This is a genomic window from Leisingera coralii, from assembly GCF_049056525.1.
Classification (GTDB): domain Bacteria; phylum Pseudomonadota; class Alphaproteobacteria; order Rhodobacterales; family Rhodobacteraceae; genus Leisingera; species Leisingera coralii.
Map to the genome: position 1 here is coordinate 49,076 of NZ_JBHUPT010000024.1, position 20,684 is coordinate 69,759.

At 66.6% G+C, this 20,684-nt stretch carries 20 protein-coding genes and 1 riboswitch; of the genes, 11 read left to right on the forward strand and 9 right to left on the reverse strand.

The features are described 5' to 3' along the window. Positions 1-35: 35 nt before the first annotated feature. Positions 36-524, reverse strand: coding sequence for a hypothetical protein (locus ACFMBG_RS10065; protein WP_421054563.1), 489 nt, complete (start codon positions 522-524; stop codon positions 36-38). Between the two features lie 168 nt (positions 525-692). On the opposite strand from ACFMBG_RS10065, the gene ACFMBG_RS10070 reads away from it, so the two are divergent. Then, on the forward strand, positions 693-1,682 hold the full coding sequence (locus ACFMBG_RS10070) for a hypothetical protein (RefSeq protein WP_421054564.1): 990 nt from the start codon (positions 693-695) through the stop codon (positions 1,680-1,682). Between the two features lie 6 nt (positions 1,683-1,688). Here ACFMBG_RS10070 and ACFMBG_RS10075 read toward each other — a convergent pair whose 3' ends face one another. From ACFMBG_RS10075 to thiC, 8 genes are all read right to left on the reverse strand, one after another. Beyond that, positions 1,689-3,047, reverse strand: a complete 1,359-nt coding sequence (locus tag ACFMBG_RS10075) for an amidase (protein WP_421054565.1) — start codon at positions 3,045-3,047, stop codon at positions 1,689-1,691. Positions 3,048-3,160: 113 nt separating this feature from the next. Further along, complete coding sequence (thiD, locus tag ACFMBG_RS10080) at positions 3,161-3,865, reverse strand: bifunctional hydroxymethylpyrimidine kinase/phosphomethylpyrimidine kinase (RefSeq protein ID WP_421054566.1); 705 nt, start codon at positions 3,863-3,865, stop codon at positions 3,161-3,163. Beyond that, positions 3,862-4,830 carry a ThiF family adenylyltransferase gene (locus ACFMBG_RS10085; protein ID WP_421054567.1) on the reverse strand — a complete coding sequence of 323 codons (969 nt, stop codon included), beginning with the start codon at positions 4,828-4,830 and terminating at the stop codon, positions 3,862-3,864. The genes thiD and ACFMBG_RS10085 overlap by 4 nt, the downstream gene beginning before the upstream one ends. Next, positions 4,827-5,432 (reverse strand): thiamine phosphate synthase, encoded by a 606-nt coding sequence (locus ACFMBG_RS10090; RefSeq protein ID WP_421054568.1) that lies wholly within the window; start codon positions 5,430-5,432, stop codon positions 4,827-4,829. The genes ACFMBG_RS10085 and ACFMBG_RS10090 overlap by 4 nt, the downstream gene beginning before the upstream one ends. Then, positions 5,432-6,199, reverse strand: a complete 768-nt coding sequence (locus tag ACFMBG_RS10095; protein ID WP_421054569.1) for a thiazole synthase — start codon at positions 6,197-6,199, stop codon at positions 5,432-5,434. The genes ACFMBG_RS10090 and ACFMBG_RS10095 overlap by 1 nt, the downstream gene beginning before the upstream one ends. 1 nt (position 6,200) lies before the next feature. Then, entirely contained in the window at positions 6,201-6,398 is a 198-nt protein-coding gene (thiS, locus tag ACFMBG_RS10100; protein WP_174147453.1) for a sulfur carrier protein ThiS, read from the reverse strand. Continuing rightward, positions 6,367-7,335, reverse strand: coding sequence for an FAD-dependent oxidoreductase (locus tag ACFMBG_RS10105; protein WP_421054570.1), 969 nt, complete (start codon positions 7,333-7,335; stop codon positions 6,367-6,369). Before ACFMBG_RS10105 ends, thiS begins: the two co-directional genes overlap by 32 nt. Further along, positions 7,332-9,146, reverse strand: coding sequence for a phosphomethylpyrimidine synthase ThiC (gene thiC / locus ACFMBG_RS10110; protein WP_421054571.1), 1,815 nt, complete (start codon positions 9,144-9,146; stop codon positions 7,332-7,334). The genes ACFMBG_RS10105 and thiC overlap by 4 nt, the downstream gene beginning before the upstream one ends. Before the next feature lie 138 nt (positions 9,147-9,284). Next, positions 9,285-9,413, reverse strand: a riboswitch (TPP riboswitch). Between the two features lie 213 nt (positions 9,414-9,626). On the opposite strand from thiC, the gene bioB reads away from it, so the two are divergent. The 10 genes from bioB to ACFMBG_RS10160 all read left to right on the forward strand — a co-directional run bounded on the left by bioB (position 9,627) and on the right by ACFMBG_RS10160 (position 20,679). Continuing rightward, positions 9,627-10,604 (forward strand): biotin synthase BioB, encoded by a 978-nt coding sequence (gene bioB / locus ACFMBG_RS10115; protein WP_019294655.1) that lies wholly within the window; start codon positions 9,627-9,629, stop codon positions 10,602-10,604. After that, on the forward strand, positions 10,604-11,743 hold the full coding sequence (locus ACFMBG_RS10120; RefSeq protein ID WP_421054572.1) for an 8-amino-7-oxononanoate synthase: 1,140 nt from the start codon (positions 10,604-10,606) through the stop codon (positions 11,741-11,743). Before bioB ends, ACFMBG_RS10120 begins: the two co-directional genes overlap by 1 nt. Continuing rightward, positions 11,740-12,366: a dethiobiotin synthase gene (gene bioD / locus ACFMBG_RS10125; RefSeq protein WP_421054573.1), complete on the forward strand. Its 627-nt coding sequence runs from the start codon at positions 11,740-11,742 to the stop codon at positions 12,364-12,366. The genes ACFMBG_RS10120 and bioD overlap by 4 nt, the downstream gene beginning before the upstream one ends. Next, positions 12,363-13,661 (forward strand): adenosylmethionine--8-amino-7-oxononanoate transaminase, encoded by a 1,299-nt coding sequence (bioA, locus tag ACFMBG_RS10130; protein WP_421054574.1) that lies wholly within the window; start codon positions 12,363-12,365, stop codon positions 13,659-13,661. Before bioD ends, bioA begins: the two co-directional genes overlap by 4 nt. 2 nt (positions 13,662-13,663) lie before the next feature. After that, positions 13,664-14,281, forward strand: a complete 618-nt coding sequence (locus ACFMBG_RS10135; protein ID WP_421054575.1) for a pimeloyl-ACP methyl esterase BioG family protein — start codon at positions 13,664-13,666, stop codon at positions 14,279-14,281. After that, on the forward strand, positions 14,278-15,069 hold the full coding sequence (bioC, locus tag ACFMBG_RS10140; RefSeq protein WP_421054576.1) for a malonyl-ACP O-methyltransferase BioC: 792 nt from the start codon (positions 14,278-14,280) through the stop codon (positions 15,067-15,069). The genes ACFMBG_RS10135 and bioC overlap by 4 nt, the downstream gene beginning before the upstream one ends. Before the next feature lie 182 nt (positions 15,070-15,251). Continuing rightward, entirely contained in the window at positions 15,252-16,220 is a 969-nt protein-coding gene (locus ACFMBG_RS10145; protein ID WP_421054577.1) for an ABC transporter substrate-binding protein, read from the forward strand. Between the two features lie 394 nt (positions 16,221-16,614). Further along, on the forward strand, positions 16,615-17,580 hold the full coding sequence (locus tag ACFMBG_RS10150) for an ABC transporter substrate-binding protein (protein ID WP_421054578.1): 966 nt from the start codon (positions 16,615-16,617) through the stop codon (positions 17,578-17,580). Between the two features lie 10 nt (positions 17,581-17,590). Continuing rightward, entirely contained in the window at positions 17,591-18,643 is a 1,053-nt protein-coding gene (locus ACFMBG_RS10155) for a quaternary amine ABC transporter ATP-binding protein (RefSeq protein WP_421054579.1), read from the forward strand. Beyond that, the gene (locus ACFMBG_RS10160; RefSeq protein WP_421054580.1) at positions 18,643-20,679 is read left to right on the forward strand and encodes an ABC transporter permease; all 2,037 of its coding nucleotides are present in this window, start codon (positions 18,643-18,645) and stop codon (positions 20,677-20,679) included. Before ACFMBG_RS10155 ends, ACFMBG_RS10160 begins: the two co-directional genes overlap by 1 nt. Positions 20,680-20,684: the final 5 nt, after the last annotated feature.

Below are 20,684 nucleotides of genomic sequence, written 5' to 3' on the forward strand. Positions count from 1 at the left end.
GTGCGGTGCGGGCCGGGGCGGCACCCGGCGCCGGGTCACTGCAGGGGCTGGCCGTTGCGGCCGAAGGTCAGGCTCTCGGTGCTGAGGTCGTCATAGGTGACTTCAACCGCGACCTGCTGGATCGAGCCCAGTGGGTAGCTGCGGTAGGGCAGGCCGTCCTCTTCCTTGATCATGTTGGGAAAACCCTCGTCCAGATGGCAATCCGGCAGCGGCCAGATTTCCGGCGCATTGCCGTTCACCCCCAGCTTGACCTGCGCCAGGCCGCAGCGCCAGGACCACAGGTGGGTCACGTAAAGCAGGTCCTGGCCGTTAAACTCGCGCACATGGATCCAGTTGCCGCGGGTTGCCGCCAGGATCGGCTTCACTTCGGTTGCGGTGGTAAAGCGGCCGGTGGCCTCTTGCGGCTCTGCCGCCAGTGCGGTTCCGGCCGGCGCGGGCGCGGACACTGCCGCAGCCTCCGGTGTGCTGCTCTCCGCACCCGGCTGCGCCGAGGCCGCGATGATCGCCAGGATCACATCAATCATGTTCTCTCTCCAACTGAGACGCCCCTTCAAGTCACAGGGCCGCGCGAATTGCCCGGCGGCCTGTTGCACGGCATCCTGCCGGCTTGTAGCTACCATAGCAGGCAGTTCTGCCTGCGGCCTTAACAGGCAGTCCTAACCGCCCGGCAGAGACGGAAAACGGGGAAAACAATGGCAAATGCCCCCTTCAACGTAATGATCGTCGGCCAGGCGGGCCGGCTGCAGTATGAGGCAGTGCTGTTTGCGGCCTCGCTGCGCCGCTGTTCCCCCGGGTTTTCCGGCCGCCTGTTTGTCGCGGTGCCGCAGCCGGGGCCGTTGTGGGACAAGGACCCAAGCATCCGCAACCGGGACGTCCTGCAGGCGCTGGCGGATCTGGGGGCGGAGATCCTGCCGTTCGAAAGCAAGGTGTTCGGCGCCGCATACCCCTATGGCAACAAGATCGAGGCGCTGCAGGCCCTGCCAAAGGGCGAGCCGTTTGTGTTCTTCGACACCGACACGCTGATCACCGGCGAGCTGGCGGACGTGCCCTTTGACTTCTCCCGCCCCTCGGCGTCCCTGCGGGTGGAGGGCACCTGGCCCAAGCCGACCCTCTACGGGCCCGGCTATGCGGGCATCTGGCAGTCTCTCTATACCCGCTTCGGCCTCGATTTCCTGGCCAGCCTCGACCTCAGCCAGCCGGATGAGTTCTGGAAGCGGTATCTCTATTTCAACGCGGGCTTCTTTTACGGCGCCTGCCCGCGGGCCTTTGGCAAGCGCTTCCTGGTCTATGCGCAATCGGTCAGGAACGACCCGCCGCCGGAACTGGCGGGGCAGTCATTGGACCCCTGGCTGGACCAGATCGTGCTTCCGCTGGTGATCCATTCCTTCGGCGGCGGCCGCGATGCGCTGCCTCCCGGCTACCTGGATGGGGAGACCAGCTGCCACTACCGGCTGTTCCCGCTGCTCTATGCGCGCGAAAGCGACCGGGTGGTGGACCTGCTGCACGAGATCGCCGCACCGAACCGGATCAAGAAGGTTCTGAAAACCTATGAGCCGATCAAGCGCATGGTCTACCAGGGCCGCGGCGAAAAGGTACGGGCGCTGTTTGACCGGGAAAACCTGCCGCGGCGCGAGCAGGCGATCCGCAACCGGATCAAGAAAGAAGGCTTCTGGATGCGCTGAGCCGGGTCAGCATTGGGCCGCACGTTCGATGCTGCGGGCAAATTGCAGCAGCCGCGCATCCGATCCCTTTGGCCCGGTGATATGCAGCCCCACGGGCATCCCGTCCGCCGAAGCGCCGAAGGGGATCGAAATTGAGGGCAGCTCCATCGGCGGCGTCAGCGTCACCGTGCGCCAGTCCTCGGGCAGTTCGCTGTCGCGCAGATCCGCAGAGAACGGCATCCCCGTCGCCGTGGGCCACAGGGCAAAATCATAGCGGTCAAAGAAGGCGGCAACATCCGCCCAGACCCGGGCGCGGGTGTTCTGATAGGCCACCAGCTCCGCCAGGCTGCGCCCCTCCGCCTGGGCGCAGGCGGTGCGGAAGCTTTCGCCCGCCAGCGCCATGTCCGGCTGCAGCGCGGCGCGGATCTGCAGCGCGCACTGGCCGCGGGTGATATCGCCATGCGCCAGCAGCGGGTCCAGCGCCGGGGCGTCTTCCGCCACCTGCCAGCCCAGCTCCCGGCACAGGGTTTCGACCGGTGCAATCGCCGCCTGCACCGAGGGCTCCACACTGGCCCCGAAGGGCGACAGCGACAGGGCAATCCGGCCAGAGCGCTGGGCGGGGGGCTCTTCCAGATCCGCCAGCCGCGGCACGTCCTGCCAGAAGCCCAGCGGCTGGCTCGGGGCATTGCCCTGCATCACCTCCAGCATCAGCACCAGATCCCGCACCGTCCGCGCCATCGGCCCCGGCACCGACAGCCCGTCAAAGGGCGCCGGGTTCGGCTCGTAGGCGATCAGCCCGGAGGTGGGGCGCATCCCCACCACGCCGCACCAGGCCGCAGGCGTGCGGGTGCTGCCGCCCAGGTCCGAGCCATCGGCCAGCGCCACCATGTTTGCCGCCAGCGCCGCCGCCGCGCCGCCGGAACTGCCGGCCACAGTCTTTTCCGGGTTCAGCGGGTTGCGGGTGGTCCCGGCCACCAGGTTGCTGGTCTGGCCGGAAAAGGTGAATTCCGGCGTGTTGCTCTTGCCGGTGATCACTGCGCCCGCCGCCCGCAGCCGCGCCACATGCAGCGCGTCATAATCCGGCACATGGGTTTCAAAGCTCCGCGACCCCCAGGTGGTGCGAAGCCCCTTGGTCTCAATACAGTCCTTGATGGCCAAGGGCAGCCCGTGCAGCGGCCCGGCAAAATCTCCGCCAGCGGCCATCGCATCCAATTCCGCCGCCCGCGCCTCTGCCGCGTCCCAGTCCAGAGTGACAAAGGCATTGACCGTGGCCTCCCGCGCCTCTGTCTGCGCCTTATGCGCCGCCAGCACCTCGCAGGCGCTCAAGTCCCGCGTGCGCAGCCTGGCCGCCATCTGTTCGGCGCTGAGCGCGGTGATATCGGTCATGCGGCAGGTCTCCCGGACTTTGGCGTTAAGGCTGCCGGGACACTAGGGAGACGCGCCCGCAGGCTCCGTCCTGAAACCGGCCTCAAAACCGTCTGCCAGCGACCTTGCCCGCCTCAGCGGCGCAGCCAGCGGTGCACCGCGTCCTTGCCGTGGCGGCAGGCTTCCTGCAGGCTGGCCCCCCGCGCCAAGTGGCAAGCGATGGCCGTGGCCAGGCTGCACCCGGTGCCGCGCCTCGATACCGCCAGCCGCGGCGCGGCAAAGGGGACAGGCGCGTGATCCGCGGTAAAAAGTAGGTCAATGCTCTCCGCCCCGGTGCCATGGCCGCCCTTGACCAGCACCGCCTGCACCCCCTGCGCCAGCAGCGCCGCAGCCTGCGCTTCCGTGCCGCCCCGCACCCCGGACAGCACCTCCAGCTCCGCCAGGTTCGGCGTGACCAGCGCCGCCCGCCGCAGCAGCGCGCCAAAGCCATCCGCCTCCATCAGCGTGCCGCCGGAACTTGCCTTCAGCACCGGGTCCAGCACGATGGGCAGGCCGGCAGGCAGGGCGGCCTCCACCGCTTCCGCCGCCGCAGCCGAGCCAAGCATCCCGATCTTCACCGCCCCGGGCAGGGGAGGTGTTGCCAAGGCAGCGCGCGCCTGGTCCGCAACACCCTGAGGCGGGCAAGAGTGAACGGCCAGAACCGCCTCGTTGGTCTGCACGGTCACGGCCGTTACCACCGGGCGCACGAAGACACCCAGCTCCGCCGCCATAGCCGTATCGCGGGTGAGCCCCGCGCCGCCGCTGCTGTCGGTGCCGCCAATGGCCAGGATCCAGGTCATCCACCATCCCCGGCTGCCAGCAGCGCAAGATCGTTGAAACCGGCCTGCCGCAGGTCCTGCGCCGCGCCCCAGGCCCGCAGCCCGGTGCGGCAGCACAGTACGATCCGCCCCTCGCGCGGCAGGTCCGCTGCCAGCAGATCCGCACGGGTTATCCGGCGCGCCTGCGGCGCAGGCAGGCGCGGGGCCTCGGCGGCATCGCGCAGCTCGATCACCGTATCCTCCGGGGTGATATGTGACGCCGCGATGAAGGGCAGGGCATCCTCCGGCTCCCCGGCGCCGTCAAAGCGGAAGCTGCTGACCTGCAGGTCCTGAAGCCGGAAAATAAACAGCTGTCCCCGCGGGGACGGCTGGTGATTGAGCAGCGCCTTCAAGGCAAGCTGCGCCTGCAATGCGCCGATCATGCCCACGGCCGGCCCCATCACGCCAGCGGTTGCACAGGTCGCGGCCTGCGCCGGCAGATCCGGGAACACCGCGCGCAAGGACGGCCCGCCGCCGCAGAAGCCGCCGGCATACCCGGACTGCCCCAGCGCCGAGGCGGAGATCAGCGTCTTGCCTTGCCGCAGGCACTCGTCCGAGAGGACGTAGGACACCGCGAAGCTGTCCGCTGCATCCACCACCAGACCGGCATCGGCGACCAGCGCGGCGGCATTGGCCGCGTCCAGCGGCTGGACCAGCGCCGTCACCTCCAGTTCCGGATTCGCGGCCAGAAGGTGCCTCCGGGCGGCCTCCGCCTTGGGCCGGCCAAGGTCGGCCATGGAATAAAGCACCTGCCGGTGCAGGTTGCTCTCTTCCACCACGTCGCCGTCCATCACGGTGATCCGGCCCACGCCGGCCCCGCCCAAGTACTGCAGCACCGGGCAGCCCAGGCCCCCGGCGCCGACCACCAGCACGTGGGCGCGGGCCAGCCGGTCCTGACCCTCCGCGCCCACCTCCGGCAGGATCATCTGGCGCGCGTAGCGGCTCATGCCGGCTCCTTGACGCGGCAGGCCTCCACCCACTCCCGGGTACGCGCCTCGGGGTCCTCCGCTAGCTGGATATCAGTCACCACCGAGGCGCTGTCGGCACCGGCGGCAAAGACCCCGGGCAGCCGCTCCGGCGTCAGCCCGCCAATCGCGACCAAAGGCGTCTCTCCCGCCATCTGCTTCCAGCGCGTCACACGCTCCAGCCCCTGCGGCCCCCACTTCATCTTCTTCAGCAGCGTCGGATAAACCGGCCCCAGCGCCACATAAGCCGGATCAAGGGACAACGCCCGCTCCAGCTCAGCCTCGTCATGGGTCGACAGCCCAAAGCGCACCCCCCTTCGGCGCAGCGCGGCAAAGTCGGCGGTGTCCATGTCCTCCTGTCCCAGGTGCACAAAGCCGCAGTTCAGGTCCAAGGCCGCCTGCCAATAATCATTCACCACCAGCTGCGCGCCATGCACCGCGCAAAAGTCGCGGGCGCGGGCAATCTGGCGGCGGACTTCGGCGTCCGGCTCATCCTTGAGGCGCAGCTGCACCAGCCTGGCCCCATGCGGCACCAGCAACTCCAGCCGGCCGACATGGCCCGCGATCAAGTAGAAACGGTCCATCATGCAAACTCCGCCAGTCCCAGAACCGGGGTCGAAGGCACCGCCATGTCGCGCCGCTCCATCGGGTCGGCCTCATATCCCGCACGCCCGGCTTCAATGGCCAGCGCCATCGCGCGCGCCATGCCTGCCGGATCGCCAGCCTTGGCCACCGCGGTGTTCAGCAGCACCGCATCCACGCCCAGCTCCATCGCCTGTGCCGCGTCCGAGGGCCGCCCGATGCCGGCATCCACGATCAGCGGCACATCCGGGAAATGCGCTCGCATCGCCCGCAAGCCATCGGGGTTGCGCAATCCCTGGCCGGAGCCGATTGGCGCGCCCCAAGGCATCAGCACCTCGCAGCCCGCCTCCAGCAGCTTCTCCCCCACCACCAGATCATCGGTGGTATAGGGGAAGACCTGAAACCCCTCGCTGCTCAGCACCCGCGCCGCCTCTACCAGCCCGAACACATCCGGCTGCAGCGTGTCTGAATGGCCGATCACCTCCAGTTTGATCCAGGGCGTTCCGAACAGCTCCCGCGCCATACGGGCGGTGGTCACCGCCTCCTGCACCGAATGGCAGCCCGCCGTGTTGGGCAGGATCCGGCAGCCGGTCTCCCGCAGGCTCTCCCAGAACCCGGCGCCGGAGCCATCGGCGGTCTCGCGGCGCAAGGACACGGTGATGATCTCCGTGCCGCTGGAGTGCACCGCCTCCGCCAGAACCGCGGGCGAGGGGTATTGCGCCGTGCCCAGCAGCAGCGGCGAGGCGATCTCTGTTCCGTAGACTTTCATCTCATCCTCCCTGCATCGGGGCCAGCACTTCCAGCCGGTCGCCCTCGGACAGCTGCACCTCCTCCCGCTTGCCGCGGGCCACAAAGGTGCCGTTCAAAGCGGTGGCAACGGCCGAGCAGACAAAGCCCAGCTCGTGCAAAGCCGTCTTCAGATCGGTTGCGGATACGTCACGCGGTTCGGCGTTCACGATGATCTTCATCTGATGTCTCCTGTAGCAGGCGGCGGGCCGCGGCTTCGGCCATCGCGGGCGCAAGCAGAAAGCCGTGCCGGTAAAGCCCATTGAGAAAAAGCGTGCCGTCCTGTTCGGTCAGCCGCGGCAGGTTGTCGGGGAAGGCAGGGCGCAGCCCCGCGCCGGTCTCCACCACGCTGGCCTCCGCAAAACCCGGGTGCAGGGCAAAGGCAGCACTCAGCAGTTCACTGAGCGAGCGCAGGGTGATGGCACGGTCCGAGCTGCTCTCGATCATTGTGCCGCCGATCATGAAATACCCGTCACCGCGGGGAACGAGGTACAGCGGCATCCGCGGGTGCAGCAGGCGCAGGGTGCGGATGATCTCCACCTCCGGGCAGTGCAGGATCGCCATCTCGCCGCGCACCGGGCGCAGGCCTGGCAGCGGAGCTGCCATGCCGGTGCAATCCAGCGTGACGCGGGCGGGGGCGGGGGCGCCATAGCGGATCTCCACCCCCAGTTCCTGCACCTTCGCAGTCAGGTCGCGCAACGCGCGCCGCGGGTCCAGATGCGCCTCCTGCTCAAAGAAAAGCCCTTGCGCAAACCGTCCCGCCAGCGCCGGTTCCAGCTCCGCAATCTCCGCCCCGTCCACGCCCCTGAAGCCGCGGGTGCGGCGGGCAAAGCGGGTGAGCTCCGCCCGGTCGCGGGCAGGCGCCACCACCAGCGTGCCGCGCCTGTGGACCGGTGTGATCCTGGCCCACCAGCCGAAGGCGCGGCTGCCGAGGGTGATCACCTCCTCCTCGGCGCTTTCGCGTTCGCACCAGGGCGCCAGCATGCCGCCCGCAAAGCGCGCGACGCTGCTGTCCCCTGGGGTCTCACCCCGCTCATAGACGGTGACCGCCGCCCCGCGCTGCGCCAGTTCATAGGCGCAGGCGAGGCCGGCAAGGCCCGCACCGGCGATGGTGATCATTCCGCGGGCTCCGCAGACTCGGCGGCAGGCACATAGAGCTCGCCGCCCTCCCGGAACTTGGCGGCCATCGCCTCCATACCCTCTTTCTGCGCCTCGGAGCGGATGTCGTGCGAAATCCGCATGGAGCAGAACTTCGGCCCGCACATCGAGCAAAAATGCGCCACCTTGTGCGCCTGTTTCGGCAGGGTCTGGTCGTGGAACTCCCGCGCGGTATCCGGGTCCAGCGACAGGTTGAACTGATCCTCCCAGCGGAACTCGAACCGCGCACGGCTCAGCGCATCGTCGCGGCGCTGGGCGCCCGGCAGGCCCTTGGCGAGGTCGGCAGCATGGGCCGCGATCTTGTAGGTGATCACCCCGGTCTTCACGTCGTCGCGGTCGGGCAGGCCCAGATGCTCCTTTGGCGTCACGTAGCACAGCATCGCGCAGCCGAACCAGCCGATCATCGCCGCCCCGATACCGCTGGTGATATGGTCATAGCCCGGCGCGATGTCGGTGGTCAGCGGCCCCAGCGTATAGAAGGGCGCCTCGCGGCAGCACTCCAGCTGCTTGTCCATGTTCTCCTTGATCTTGTGCATGGCGACATGGCCCGGCCCTTCGATCATCACCTGGCAGTCCTTGGCCCAAGCGATTTTGGTCAGCTCGCCGAGGGTTTCCAGCTCGGCAAACTGCGCCTCGTCATTGGCGTCCGCGATGGAGCCGGGGCGCAAGCCATCGCCCAAGCTGAAGCTCACGTCATACTGGCGGCAGATGTCGCAGATTTCCTCGAAGTGCTTATAGAGGAAGCTTTCCTTGTGGTGATGCAGGCACCACTTCGCCATGATCGAGCCGCCGCGCGACACGATCCCTGTCACCCGGTTCACCGTCATCGGCACCATATGCAGCCGCACGCCCGCGTGGATAGTGAAGTAATCCACCCCCTGTTCCGCCTGCTCGATCAGCGTGTCGCGGAACACTTCCCAGGTCAGGTCCTCGGCGATGCCATTCACCTTCTCCAGCGCCTGGTAGATCGGCACGGTGCCGATCGGGACCGGCGAGTTGCGCACGATCCATTCACGGGTGTTGTGAATGTTGCGGCCTGTGGATAGGTCCATCACCGTGTCGGCGCCCCAGCGGATCGCCCAGACCAGCTTGTCGACCTCTTCCTCCATCGAGGAGGTGACAGCAGAGGTGCCCATATTGGCGTTGATCTTCACCTTGAAATTGCGGCCGATGATCATCGGCTCGATTTCCGGGTGGTTGATGTTGGCGGGGATGATGGCGCGGCCTGCGGCGATCTCCTGGCGCACGAATTCCGGGGTCACGTAGTCGGGGATGTTGGCGCCGAAATCATTGCCGTCGCGCTTGGCGTGGCACGGCGACAGCTCGCGCAGCTGATTTTCGCGGATAGCCACGAATTCCATCTCCGGCGTGATGATGCCCGCACGGGCATAGGCCAGCTGGGTCGGGGCCTTGCCGTCCTTGCCGCGCAGCGGGGCGGGCTTCACCGGGAACTCCGGCGTCAGCCGGTCGCCCTCGACAAACCCGTTGTCCTCGGGCTTCACGTCGCGGCCCTGATAGCTCTCGACGTCGCCGCGCGCTTCGATCCATTGGCGGCGCAGGGCGGGCAGGCCCTCACGGATGTCGGTCAGCACCTCCGGGTCGGTATAGGGGCCGGAGCTGTCATAGACCGGCAGCGGCGCCTCGCCCGCGGTGGGGTGGGTGGAGATTTCGCGCATCGGCACGCGGATGTCCTGGTGGACCTCGCCGCTGACGTAGATCTTGCGCGATGCGGGCAATGCGCCCGTTGTGATTTTCGGATTGGGGACGTTCATCTGGTGTTCCTCCGGGCCTTCGGTTCAAAAACACCAGTCGAGCCGGGACGGAGGAAAACGGGCAGGGGGGGTGTACAGCCGGTGTACGGCCGGTGCACGCATGCTGCCTGCTCAGAACACGGGTTGCCGCCGGGGCGCCGCGCCATGCTCCTAGCTTCCTACGCCAGTATCAACTGGGTCAGGTTCAAAGGGTCGCGCCGCCGGTCCGGGCTGCCCCGCACCATGACGCCTCTCAGTCCCTTGGGCGGGACTCCCCTGCGTGCCAATAGGGCTAGGGGAGGTGCGGGGTTCCCGTCAACCGGAATCTTTGTAGATTATTTTTTGGCATTAGTATCAGCGCGATACTGGCCTTATGGGCGCGAATTCGGGGCAAATCGCTGCAGCGCAGCTTTGATGCTTGATCGGCGCCCTCAAAATTATCTATAAAAACCGGAAACGCCATCCGCGCATGGCCAACAGGTATAGAGAACAGGAGACAGCATGCTGGACGCTGCACCCATCCGCACCGACTGGACCCGCGAGGAAGCGGAAGCGATTTACAACAAGCCTTTCATGGACTTGCTGTTTCAGGCGCACACCGTGCACCGGCAGTATTTCGACCCCAACCAAGTGCAGAAATCCAAGCTGCTGAGCATCAAGACCGGCGGCTGCGCCGAGGACTGCGCCTATTGCTCCCAGTCGGCGCGCAACGGCGCGCAGCTCTCGGCCTCCAAGCTGATCGAGGTGCAGCGGGTGATCGCCGAGGCCAAGAAAGCCAAGGAAGGCGGCGCGACGCGCTACTGCATGGGCGCCGCCTGGCGCTCGCCCAAGGACCGCGACATGGCGGCGCTGGAGGCGATGGTGCAGGGGGTCAAGGACCTGGGCATGGAAACCTGCATGACCCTGGGCATGCTGGACGAGGAACAGGTGTTCCGCCTGCGCGATGCGGGTCTCGATTATTACAACCACAACATCGACACGTCTGAGCGCTACTACTCCGAGATCATCACCACCCGCACCTTTGCCGACCGTATCGACACCCTGAACCGGGTGCGCGAGGCGGGCATCAAGGTCTGCTCCGGCGGCATCGTCGGCATGGGGGAAAAGCAGCTCGACCGCATCGACATGATGCTGGCGCTGGCGACGCTGGAGGTGCACCCGGATTCGGTGCCGGTCAACATGCTGATCCCGATCGCCGACACGCCGCTGGCCAATGTCGAGAAGCTGGACCCGATCGAATTCGTCCGCTCCGTGGCGCTGGCCCGCATCCTGATGCCGAAATCGCATGTGCGCCTGTCGGCAGGCCGCACCGACATGTCGGACGAAATGCAGGCGATGTGCTTCTTTGCCGGTGCCAACTCGATCTTTGTGGGTGACACGCTGCTGACCGCGGACAACCCCGAAGAGGACAAGGACCAGCAGCTGTTCGACCGTCTGGGCATCACCGCGATGGCGGCAGGCTGCGACGGCAGCCGCTGATGGCGGGCGCCTTCCCGAGGCATGAGAAATCGCTGGAAGCGCTGCGCACGCGCGGACGCTACCGGCAGCTGATGCCGCGGGACGGGCATGACTTTGCCTCCAACGACTACCTCGGGCTGGCGGGCAGCGACGTGCTGCGTGCCGCCGCCGCTGACGCGCTGGCGCGCGGCGTGCCGGTGGGGGCAGGGGGCTCGCGCCTCTTGCGCGGCAATGACGCGGAGCATCAGCTGCTGGAGGCGGAGGCCGCGGACTTCTTCGGCACCGAGGCGGCGCTGTTCATGGGCGGCGGTTTCAACGCTAACCAGGCGATTTTCTCCACTCTGCCGCAGCAGGGCGATCTGGTGCTGTATGACGCGCTGATTCACGCCAGCACCCATGACGGGATGCGGCTGGGCCGGGCAGAGACGCGCAGCTTTGCCCACAGCGATGTGGAGGATGCAGCCCGGGTGCTGAAAGCTTGGCGTGCTGAGGGCGGCGATGGCCAGGTCTGGATCGCGGTTGAGGCGGTCTATTCCATGGACGGCGACCTTGCCCCGCTGGACGCATTGATGGCCCTGGCCGATGCCGAGGGCGCGGTGCTGGTCGTGGATGAGGCGCATTCCTCGGGCGTGTTCGGCGATCTGGGCCGCGGGCTGGCACATGAAATTGCCCACCGTCCCAACGTCCTTTCCTTACACACCTGCGGCAAGGCGCTGGGCGCCTCGGGCGCGCTGATCTGCGGTCAGCGGGTGCTGATCGAGACGCTGATCAACAAGGCGCGCGGCTTCATCTTTGCGACCGCGCCGTCACCCTTGAATGCGGCGCTGGTGCGGGCGGCCTTGCAGGAACTTCAGCAGAACCCGGGCCGCCGCGAACAGGCGTGGCAGGGAATTACCCATGCCCAGGGCGAGGCCAAGCGTCTGTGCGGGCTGGAAGGGTTCCAAAGCCAGATCCTGCCGGTGGTGATCGGCGACGACAAGCGCACCATGGCGCTGGCTGCGCGGATGCAAGGCCACGGCTACGACATCCGCGGCATCCGCCCGCCGACTGTGCCGCGCGGCACTTCGCGGCTGCGGCTGTCGATCACGCTGAACACGGGGGCGGGGATCATCACCCAGATGTTCGAAGACCTCGTCCGGGAAATGGAGACAACCCCATGAGCGCGCTGATCGTCACCGGAACCGATACCGGCATCGGCAAGACCGTCTTCTCGGCCGGCCTGGTGCAGGCGCTGGGCGCCACCTATTGGAAGCCGGTGCAATCCGGGCTGGAGGAGGAGACCGACAGCCAGATCGTTTCGCGCTTGTCGGGCCGCCCGGCGCTGCCCGAGGGCTACTTGCTGCAGCTGCCCGCCTCGCCGCATCTGTCGGCGGAAGCCGAGGGCGCGGAGATCGACCCGGACGCGCTGTCTTTGCCTGAGGTGGACGGCGTGCTGGTGGCAGAAGGGGCAGGCGGTCTGATGGTGCCGCTGAACCGCAAGGTGCTGTACCTCGACCTGTTCGCCCGCTGGGGCGCGCCGGTGATCCTCTGCGCGCGGACGCAGCTGGGCACGATCAACCACACATTGCTGTCTCTGAAGGCGCTGCGGGATGCGGGGTGTTCAGTTGTGGGCGTGGCCTTCATCGGCGACGCGGAACCGGCGGTGGAGGAAACCATCTGCCAGTTCGGCCAGGTGGCGCATCTGGGCCGTCTGCCGGTCCTTGGTGAACTGACCTCTGACGCCTTGGCCGTGGCGTTTCAAGCCAGCATCCGGGTCGATCTGATCAAGGAGGCCTTGGCATGAGTGCCGCAGACCTCTCCCAGCTGGAATTCGATCAGCAGCACCTCTGGCATCCCTACACCAATGTTGCCAAACCCGGCCCGACATTCGTGGTGAAGGAAAGCGAGGGCGTGCACATCACGCTGGCGGACGGCACCCGGCTGATCGACGCCATGTCGTCCTGGTGGTGCATGATGCACGGCCACAAAAATCCGGCGATCACCAAGGCGATTCACGACCAACTCGACACCCTGCCGCATGTGATGTTCGGCGGGCTGACCCATTATCCGGCCATCGACCTGGGCCGCAAGCTGCTAGAGATCACGCCGGAGAGTCTGACGCGCATCTTCTATTGCGACAGCGGTTCGGTCTCGGTCGAGGTGGCGATGAAGATGGCGGTGCAGTACCAGCACGCCATCGGCCAGGCGGGACGCAAGGAATTTGCCACCATCCGCTCCGGCTATCACGGCGATACCTGGAAGGCGATGAGTGTCTGCGATCCGGACACCGGCATGCACCACCTGTTCCAGGGCGCGCTGAGCGTGCAGCATTTCGTCTCCCGTCCGCCGATCCGCATTCATGAGGACTGGAATGACGACCCGGCGCAGAACGGCCTTGGCGAGCTGCGGGCAGTGCTGGAAGCCAACGCGCAAAAGATCGCGGCCTTCATCCTGGAGCCCGTGGTGCAGGGCACCGGCGGCATGTACTTCTATCACCCGGAGTATCTCAATCAGGCGCGCGCGCTCTGCGATGAACTGGGCATCCTCTTGATCTTCGACGAGATCGCCACTGGGTTCGGCCGCACAGGCGAGCTGTTTGCTACGAATTTCTGCACCGTTGAGCCGGATATCATCTGCCTCGGCAAGGGGCTCACGGGCGGCCATATCTCATTCGCCTGCACCATGACCAATGACCGCGTGGCCGAGGGCATCGGCGGCGGCAATCCGGGCCTGTTCATGCACGGGCCGACCTACATGGGCAACCCGCTGGCCTGTGCGGCTGCCAAGGCCTCGCTGGACCTGCTCACGGGCCAGGACTGGCGCGGCACGGTGGCGGCAATCGGCGAGCAGATGGAAGCGGAACTGGCCCCGGCCCGCGATCTGCCGAATGTGGCCGATGTGCGGGTGCTGGGCGCCATTGGCGTCATCGAGATGAAGCACCGCGTCTCGGCGGATGCGGCCCATGCCCGCGCGCATGAAATGGGCGTGTTCCTGCGCCCCTTCGGCCACAACATCTATACCATGCCCCCGTTCATCACGACGCCGGATCAGCTAAGCGAAATCACCGCAGGGATGCTGCGGCTGGCGCGGGAGCTGTAACCATGGAATTCCGCTGGCTCAAACAGAACCAAGCTGCCGAGGCCATCGTGGTCTTCGGCGGCTGGGCTGTGGGGCCTGAGGTGTTCTGGCATCTGGACGGCCCGCAGGACATCCTGTTTGCCAGCGGCTACACCGACCTGAAGGCGGAGCTGCCGGACCTGTCCGGCTATCAGCGGGTCAGCCTGCTGGCCTGGTCCTTTGGCGTCACGGCCTATGCCCACTGGCAGCAGGGGCGGCCCGATCCGTTCCAGCGCAAGGTGGCGGTGAACGGCAGCCTGAAACCGGTGAACCGCAGCGCGGGTATTCCGCCCGCGGTCTTCCGCAAAACGGTTGAGACGCTGAGCCTGGAAAGCTTTCAAAGTTTCCTGACCCGAGTCTTCGGGGCGCCGCAGCCTCCCGAACCGCTGGATGTGGAAGCGCGTCAGGCCGAGCTTCTGGCCGTGGAGCGGCGCGGCGACGCGCCGCAAACGCGGTTTGACCGGATCTGGATCAGCTCAGGCGATAAGATCTTTCCGCCCGCCAATCTGGCGCGGGCCTGGGCGGGGCAGGCCGTCAGCCAAATCGACGCGCCGCACGCGCCCTTCGGCCAGTTCGAGACCTGGGAGGCGCTGCTGCAATGAAAGACATGATGCCTCCTCAGCTTGACCAGTCGCGGGTGCGGCAAAGCTTCCGGCGCGGGCTGGAGAGCTATCACCGCAACGCCTCGGTGCAGGCGGAGATTGCCGCACAGCTGGCAGAGATGCTGCAGGCCCAGGGCGCGCCCGGGCAATTCGGGGCGGCGCTGGAATTCGGCTGCGGCACCGGCCATCTGACCCGGCAGCTGCTGCACCGCTACCGGATCGGCAGCCTGCTGCTGAATGACCTGGTTCCGGAGGCTGCCTTTGCGTTGCAGGCACTGGAAGGCGCAGAGCAGCCGCAGGTCCGGTTCGAGGCCGGGCCGGTCGAAAGCCTGCCGCTGCCGCAGGAACTGGATCTGATCGCCTCGGCCTCCACAGTGCAGTGGATTCCGGATCTGCCGGCGCTGACAGCGCGGCTGGCGGCACGGCTGAAACCCGGCGGCTGGCTGGCGCTCTCGGGCTTTGGCCGCGGCCAGTTCCGCGAGCTGGCGGCTCTGGGCTCAGCCGCGGCGGCCCCCAGCTACCTGGATGCCGGGGAGTGGCGGGCGGTGCTGCCTGAAAGCCTGAACCTCCTGGCGGTCACCCAGGCGCCGGTGGTGCTGGAATTCGATAACGCGCTGGCGCTGCTGAAGCATCTGCGCCAGACCGGAGTCAACGGCCACGCCCAGCAAAGCTGGAGCCGCCGGCATCTGCGGGACTTCGAGGACGCCTACCGCGCGCGTTTCGGCCGCAGCGGCAAGCTGCCGCTGACCTATGATCCGGTGCTGCTGGTGGCCCGGCGTACCGCGTGATCCGGCGGCGATGCTCTAGCGGTGCGCTGCGCGCTTGCCGCAAGTTTTAGGCTTTTTTCCATTCCTTGGCGCCGCCGTTTCCGCGCGGCGTTAATCTTTGTCAATGTCCCGCTGCTATGCCGGATCCGGAGCTGCGCCTGCGCGCGGCACGTGGGAAGACTGGCAGTACGGGAGTGATGCCAATGAAAGTCAAAGCATTTGCGGCAGCGCTGGCGGCGCTGGCGGTTTCGGGGGCCGTTGAAGCAGCCGACATGGGGGATGTGGCTACGCCGATCCGCCTGTCTCTGAACAACTGGACCGGCCAGCACCTGTCGACCTATATCGCCGGCGGCATGCTGGAAGAGGCGGGCTACAAGGTGGAATATGTCGAGGCGGATCAGGGCGCCTTGTACGAGCAGATTGCCACAGGTGAGGTCCATGCCATGATGGAGATCTGGACCACCAGCAACCCGGCTGAGTATTTTGCCGTCCGGGACGAGGGGCGGGTCGAGGAGCTGGGCGATCTGGGGCTGGACGCGCGCAACGGCGTGGTCTTCCCGCCCTATGTGGCGCAGATGTGCCCGGGCCTGCCCAATTGGGAAGCGCTGCGCGATTGTGCCGGCATCTTTTCGGAAAACGGCAAGGGCGAGCGGGGTATATATATCGGATATCCGGAATCCTGGGGGTCACCCGGCGCGGACCGCATCCGGGCGCTGAACCTGCCCTTTGATGTGGTGCCCGCCGAGTCCGAGGCGGCGATGATCGAGGCCTTCAAGCAGGCCTACCGGGACAAGCGCCCGGTGATTGCCACCTTCTGGGCGCCGCATTGGGCAATGTCCTCTTACGCGCTGCAATTCGTCCGCATGCCCAAGCCGGAGCCGGCCTGCTACACGGACCCGTCCTGGGGCCCCAACCCCAAGGCCACCGGCGATTGCGATTTCTACCGCGGCGGCGTGGTAAAGGCGAGCTGGACCGGCTTCAAGGAGCGTTGGCCCGCAGCCCACGAGATCCTCAGGAACTACGAGCTGAGCATCTGGGACCAGCAGCCGCTGATCGGGCTGGTGGATGTGCGCGGTGAAACCGTGCAGGGGGCCGCCCGTGGCTGGCTGGCGGTGAACCGCGCCAAATGGATGCCGGTTGTCGAGGAGGCCACCGGCAAGGGCCGCTCCTGAGCCGCCTGCGCCTGGGCAGGTCTGCAGCGCTCCCGCCGGTGCGGGGGCGCTTTTTGCTGTTCGTTGGCGGCTTGATGGCGGGGCCGGGGCTGCGGTAAGCCGGTTCGGGACAGCGGTTGCGGCAGCCCGGAATGATTCCGGATCTTGTCCGTTTGCACAAAAACTTGAACCGTCAATCAAAATATTTCGCGTTTTGTGCCGCATTTGCTCGACAAAGCGCCGCAATATGTTCCAATACTTGCATTATCCCCGGCCACACTTGGGCCATGGGCACAAGCTGACAACAACAAGACCGGCCGCAAGGCCAGGCAGGTGCCATGAACCGCCGGGTTCCAAATGATGCGTCACAGCCGGAAAACGGCGGCGCAAAAGGATAATGACAGGGAGTATTGAGATGAATTTCAAAGGATATGCGCTGGCACTGGGCGCGGCCTCGATAACTGTGGCTGCGGGCATTGCCTCGGCGGCGGAACTGGGTGACACCAGCAAGCCGATCAAGCTGGCGGTGAACGAATGGACCGGCCAGCACGTGACCACCCATATCGCAGGCGAGATGCTGAAGGCCGCGGGCTATGACGTGGAATATGTCTCCGCGGGCATGATGAACCAGTTCCAGGCCATCGCTGACGGTGACATCCACGCGACGCTGGAGATCTGGTCTTCCAACGTCTCGGATGAATACGCCAAGAAGATCGAAGAGGGCACCGTCGTCGAACTGGGCGACCTGGAGCTGAACGCGCGCGAAGGCATCGCCTATCCGGCGCACGTGGCCGAGATCTGCCCCGGCCTGCCGGCCTGGGAGGCGCTGAAGGACTGCGCGATGCAGTTCGCCACTGCCGAGACCCTGCCCAACGGGCGCCTGGTGGATTACCCCGCCGACTGGGGCACGCCGGGTGCGGACCGCATGACCGGGCTGGACCTGCCGTTCAAGGCGGTGCCTGCGGGCTCCGAGGCGGCACTGATCGTCGAGCTGCGCGCCGCCACCGAGCGCAAGACGCCGCTGCTGATCACTTTCTGGCAGCCGCATTGGGCAATGTCGGCCTATGACGTCAAATTCGTCGATCTGCCGCCGGGCGAGGATGCCTGCTTCAGCGATCCGGCCTGGGGCCCGAACCCCAACGCGGTGAATGACTGCGACTTCTCGCCCTCGCGCATCTTCAAGGCCGCCTGGTCCGGCACCGAAGAAACCTGGCCCGCAGCGTATGAGATTCTGTCGAACTACACCCTGGCCGTGGAAGACCAGCAGCCGATGATGGGCGCGGTCGACGTGGACGGCGGTAAGGTCGAAGAGGTGGTTGCCGAATGGATGGCCGCCAACGAGGACAAGTGGCGCCCGGTTGTCGACGCCGCCATCAAGTGAGCCAAACCCAGTGAGCGGCTCTGAGACGCCTGCCATCACCTGCCGGAATGTCTGGCAGGTGTTTGGCAACAATGCAGACAGCGCCCTGAAAGAGGCGCTGTCGCGGAATGAAACCCCGCAAGCCGCCGCGGATGAACTGCGCTCCAAGGGGCTGATCCCGGCGGTGCAGGACGCCTCGTTTGACGTGAAGGAAGGGGAGCTGTTCGTGATCATGGGGCTGTCGGGCTCCGGCAAGTCGACCCTGATCCGCTGCATCTCGCACCTGCTGCACGCCACAGGCGGCGAGATCCGCATCGACGGCGAGAACATCGTCGAGGCCAGTCCCAAGCGGCTGATCGAGTTGCGCCGCAAGAAGCTGGGCATGGTGTTCCAGCACTTCGGCCTGTTCCCGCATATGACCGTGGCCGAAAACGTCGCCTATCCGCTGCGGGTGCAGGGGGTGAAGAAGAAACAGCGGCTGGCCAAGGCGCAGGAGGTGATCGAACTGGTCGGCCTCGGCGGGCGGGAAAAGAACTACCCGCGCGAACTCTCCGGCGGCCAGCGCCAGCGCGTCGGCATCGCCCGCTCGCTGGTGGCGGACTGCTCGGTCTGGTTCCTGGATGAGCCGTTCTCCGCCTTGGATCCGCTGATCCGGCGGCAGCTGCAGGATGAGTTTCTGGAGATCCAGGCCAAGCTGAAGACCACCATTGTTTTCATCACCCACGACATCAACGAGGCGCTGAAGCTTGCCGACCGCATCGCCATCATGCGCGACGGCAAGGTTGTGCAGATCGGCACGCCTGCCGATATCGTGCTGCGCCCGGCCGATGACTACGTGCGCGAGTTTTCCAAGGACGTGGCCAAGGGCCGGCACGCCCGCGTCGCCTCGGTGATGCAGACGGGTGAGCACCATGTCTACGGCGCCGACGATCCCGGCCTGCGTGAAGACATGACGCTGGATGCCGCGCTGGCGCGCTGCATGGAACTGTATGAGCCCGTGCCGGTCCGCACGGCTGAGGGCAAGCTGGTCGGTGTGGTGAACCCGGCCGATCTGGCCGCAGCGCTGCAGGTGGAGCAGGCGTGATGGCGGGTCTTTCGAAAGGATCCGTCGCGGCGCTGATCGCGGCGGCGGTGGGCGCACTTTGCCTGCTGCTGGAAAGCAGCGTGCCGTGGCTGGTGAAATTCCCCGCCGCCTGGGTGCTGCCTGCGACCGACTGGGTGGGGGTTGCCATGGAGTGGTTCCTGGCGCTGATCAAACCCGCGGCCCGCAGCTTCTCGGCGCTGATGTTCTACCCAATGGAAGCCGCGAATTACGTGCTGAGCCACACCCCCTGGCCGCTGGTCATCTGCGCCACCACGGCGCTGGCCTGGACCTTGGGCGGCGTGCGGATGGCGCTGATGGCGGTGGTGGGCCTCGGCTTTGTGCTCGCCTCCGGCTATTGGCCCGAAAGCATGAACACCCTGGCACTGGTTGCCGTCTCGGTGCCTCTGGCGCTGATCATCGGCGGTGGCATCGGCATCCTCGCCAATGAATACCCCCGCATCCGCCAGCCGGTGCAGGCGGTGCTGGACATCATGCAGACGGTGCCGACCTTTGCCTATCTCACCCCCTTGCTGGTGCTGTTTGGCTTTGGCCCCGTCGTCGGCCTCATCGCCTCCGCCATCTACGCGGCGCCGCCGATGGCGCGCAACGTGCTGCTGGGCCTCGAACGGGTGGAGCCGGAGATCAAGGAAGCCGCCATCATGGCCGGCGGCACCCGCCTGCAGCAGCTGTTCCAGTGCGAGATCCCCTCCGCCGGGCAGCAGATCATGGTGGGCGTCAACCAATGCCTGATGGCGGCGCTGTCGATGGTGATCATTGCCGCCGTGATCGGCGGCTTTGACGACATCGGCTGGGAGGTCCTGCTGACCATGCGCAAGGCGCAGTTCGGGCAAAGTCTGCTGGCCGGCCTAGTGATCGTGATCTTCGCGATCCTGATCGACCGGATGAGCGGCACCCTGACCCAGGACCGGCGCGACAAGCACGATGCGCGCGTCGCCTGGGGCATCCTGGCGCTGGGCGTCGTGGTCAGCGCGGCCTTCTGGGGCAGCGTTCAGCAGCCCGGCACCTATGCCCTGTTCAACCCGGTGGCGGACAGCGTCGACCGGGGGCTGTCGGCCTTCACCAGCGCCAATGCGGAGGTCCTGACCGCGCTCAAGAACAACGTGCTGTTCTACGTACTGCTGCCCATCCGCATCGGCCTGGACCAGGCGGTGCTGCCCTTCACCTGGGGCTTTGCCTGGACCCCGGCGATGAGCCTGGGGCTGTTTGCGGCAGGTGCCGCCGCAGGCGTGGTCTGCGCCTTGCGCGGCCGGATGGCGCTGGGGGTGATGCTGCTGATTGCCGCCGGCATGCTGGAAACCGGCATTTCTCAGCTGCCCTGGCCCTTTGTGCTGGTAGGGGCGGGCGCGCTGGCCTGGGTTGCAGGCGGCCGCGGGCTGGCCATCCTGACGGTGGTGCTGCTGTGTACTATCCTGGTCTCCGGCCTATGGGAGCGGGCGCTGCTGTCGCTCTACCTGTCGGGCGCTGCGGTTTTTGCCTGCGCAGTGGTGGGCGGCGCGATCGGCTTGGCCTCGGCGGTCTCGCCCGCTGTCTGGCGCGTGGTGCGTCCGATCTGCGACATGCTGCAGACGATCCCGCTGTTCGTGTTCCTGATCCCGGTGCTGATGGTGTTCCAGATCGGTGAGTTCTCCGCCTTCCTGGCGATCATCGCCTATGCCATCGTGCCGATGATCCGCTACACCCGGCACGGGCTGGTCTCGACACCGGAGGAGATGATCGAGGCCGCGACCGCTTCCGGTGCCACCAAATGGCAGATGCTCAAGGACATCCGCGCGCCTTATGCGGCGCCGTCGATCCTCTTGGGGCTGAACCAGACCATCCTCTATGCCTTTGCCATGCTGGTCATCGCAGCGCTGATCGGCACCACCGGCCTGGGCCAGTCGATCTATCTGGCACTGGGGCAGGCGGATGTGGGGCTGGGCATCTCTGCCGGTGCGGCGATGGCGATCCTCGCCCTGATTGCCGACCGCATGGTGCAGGGTTTTGCCGAGGAGCGGCGCAAGGCCCTGGGTCTGTAACGATC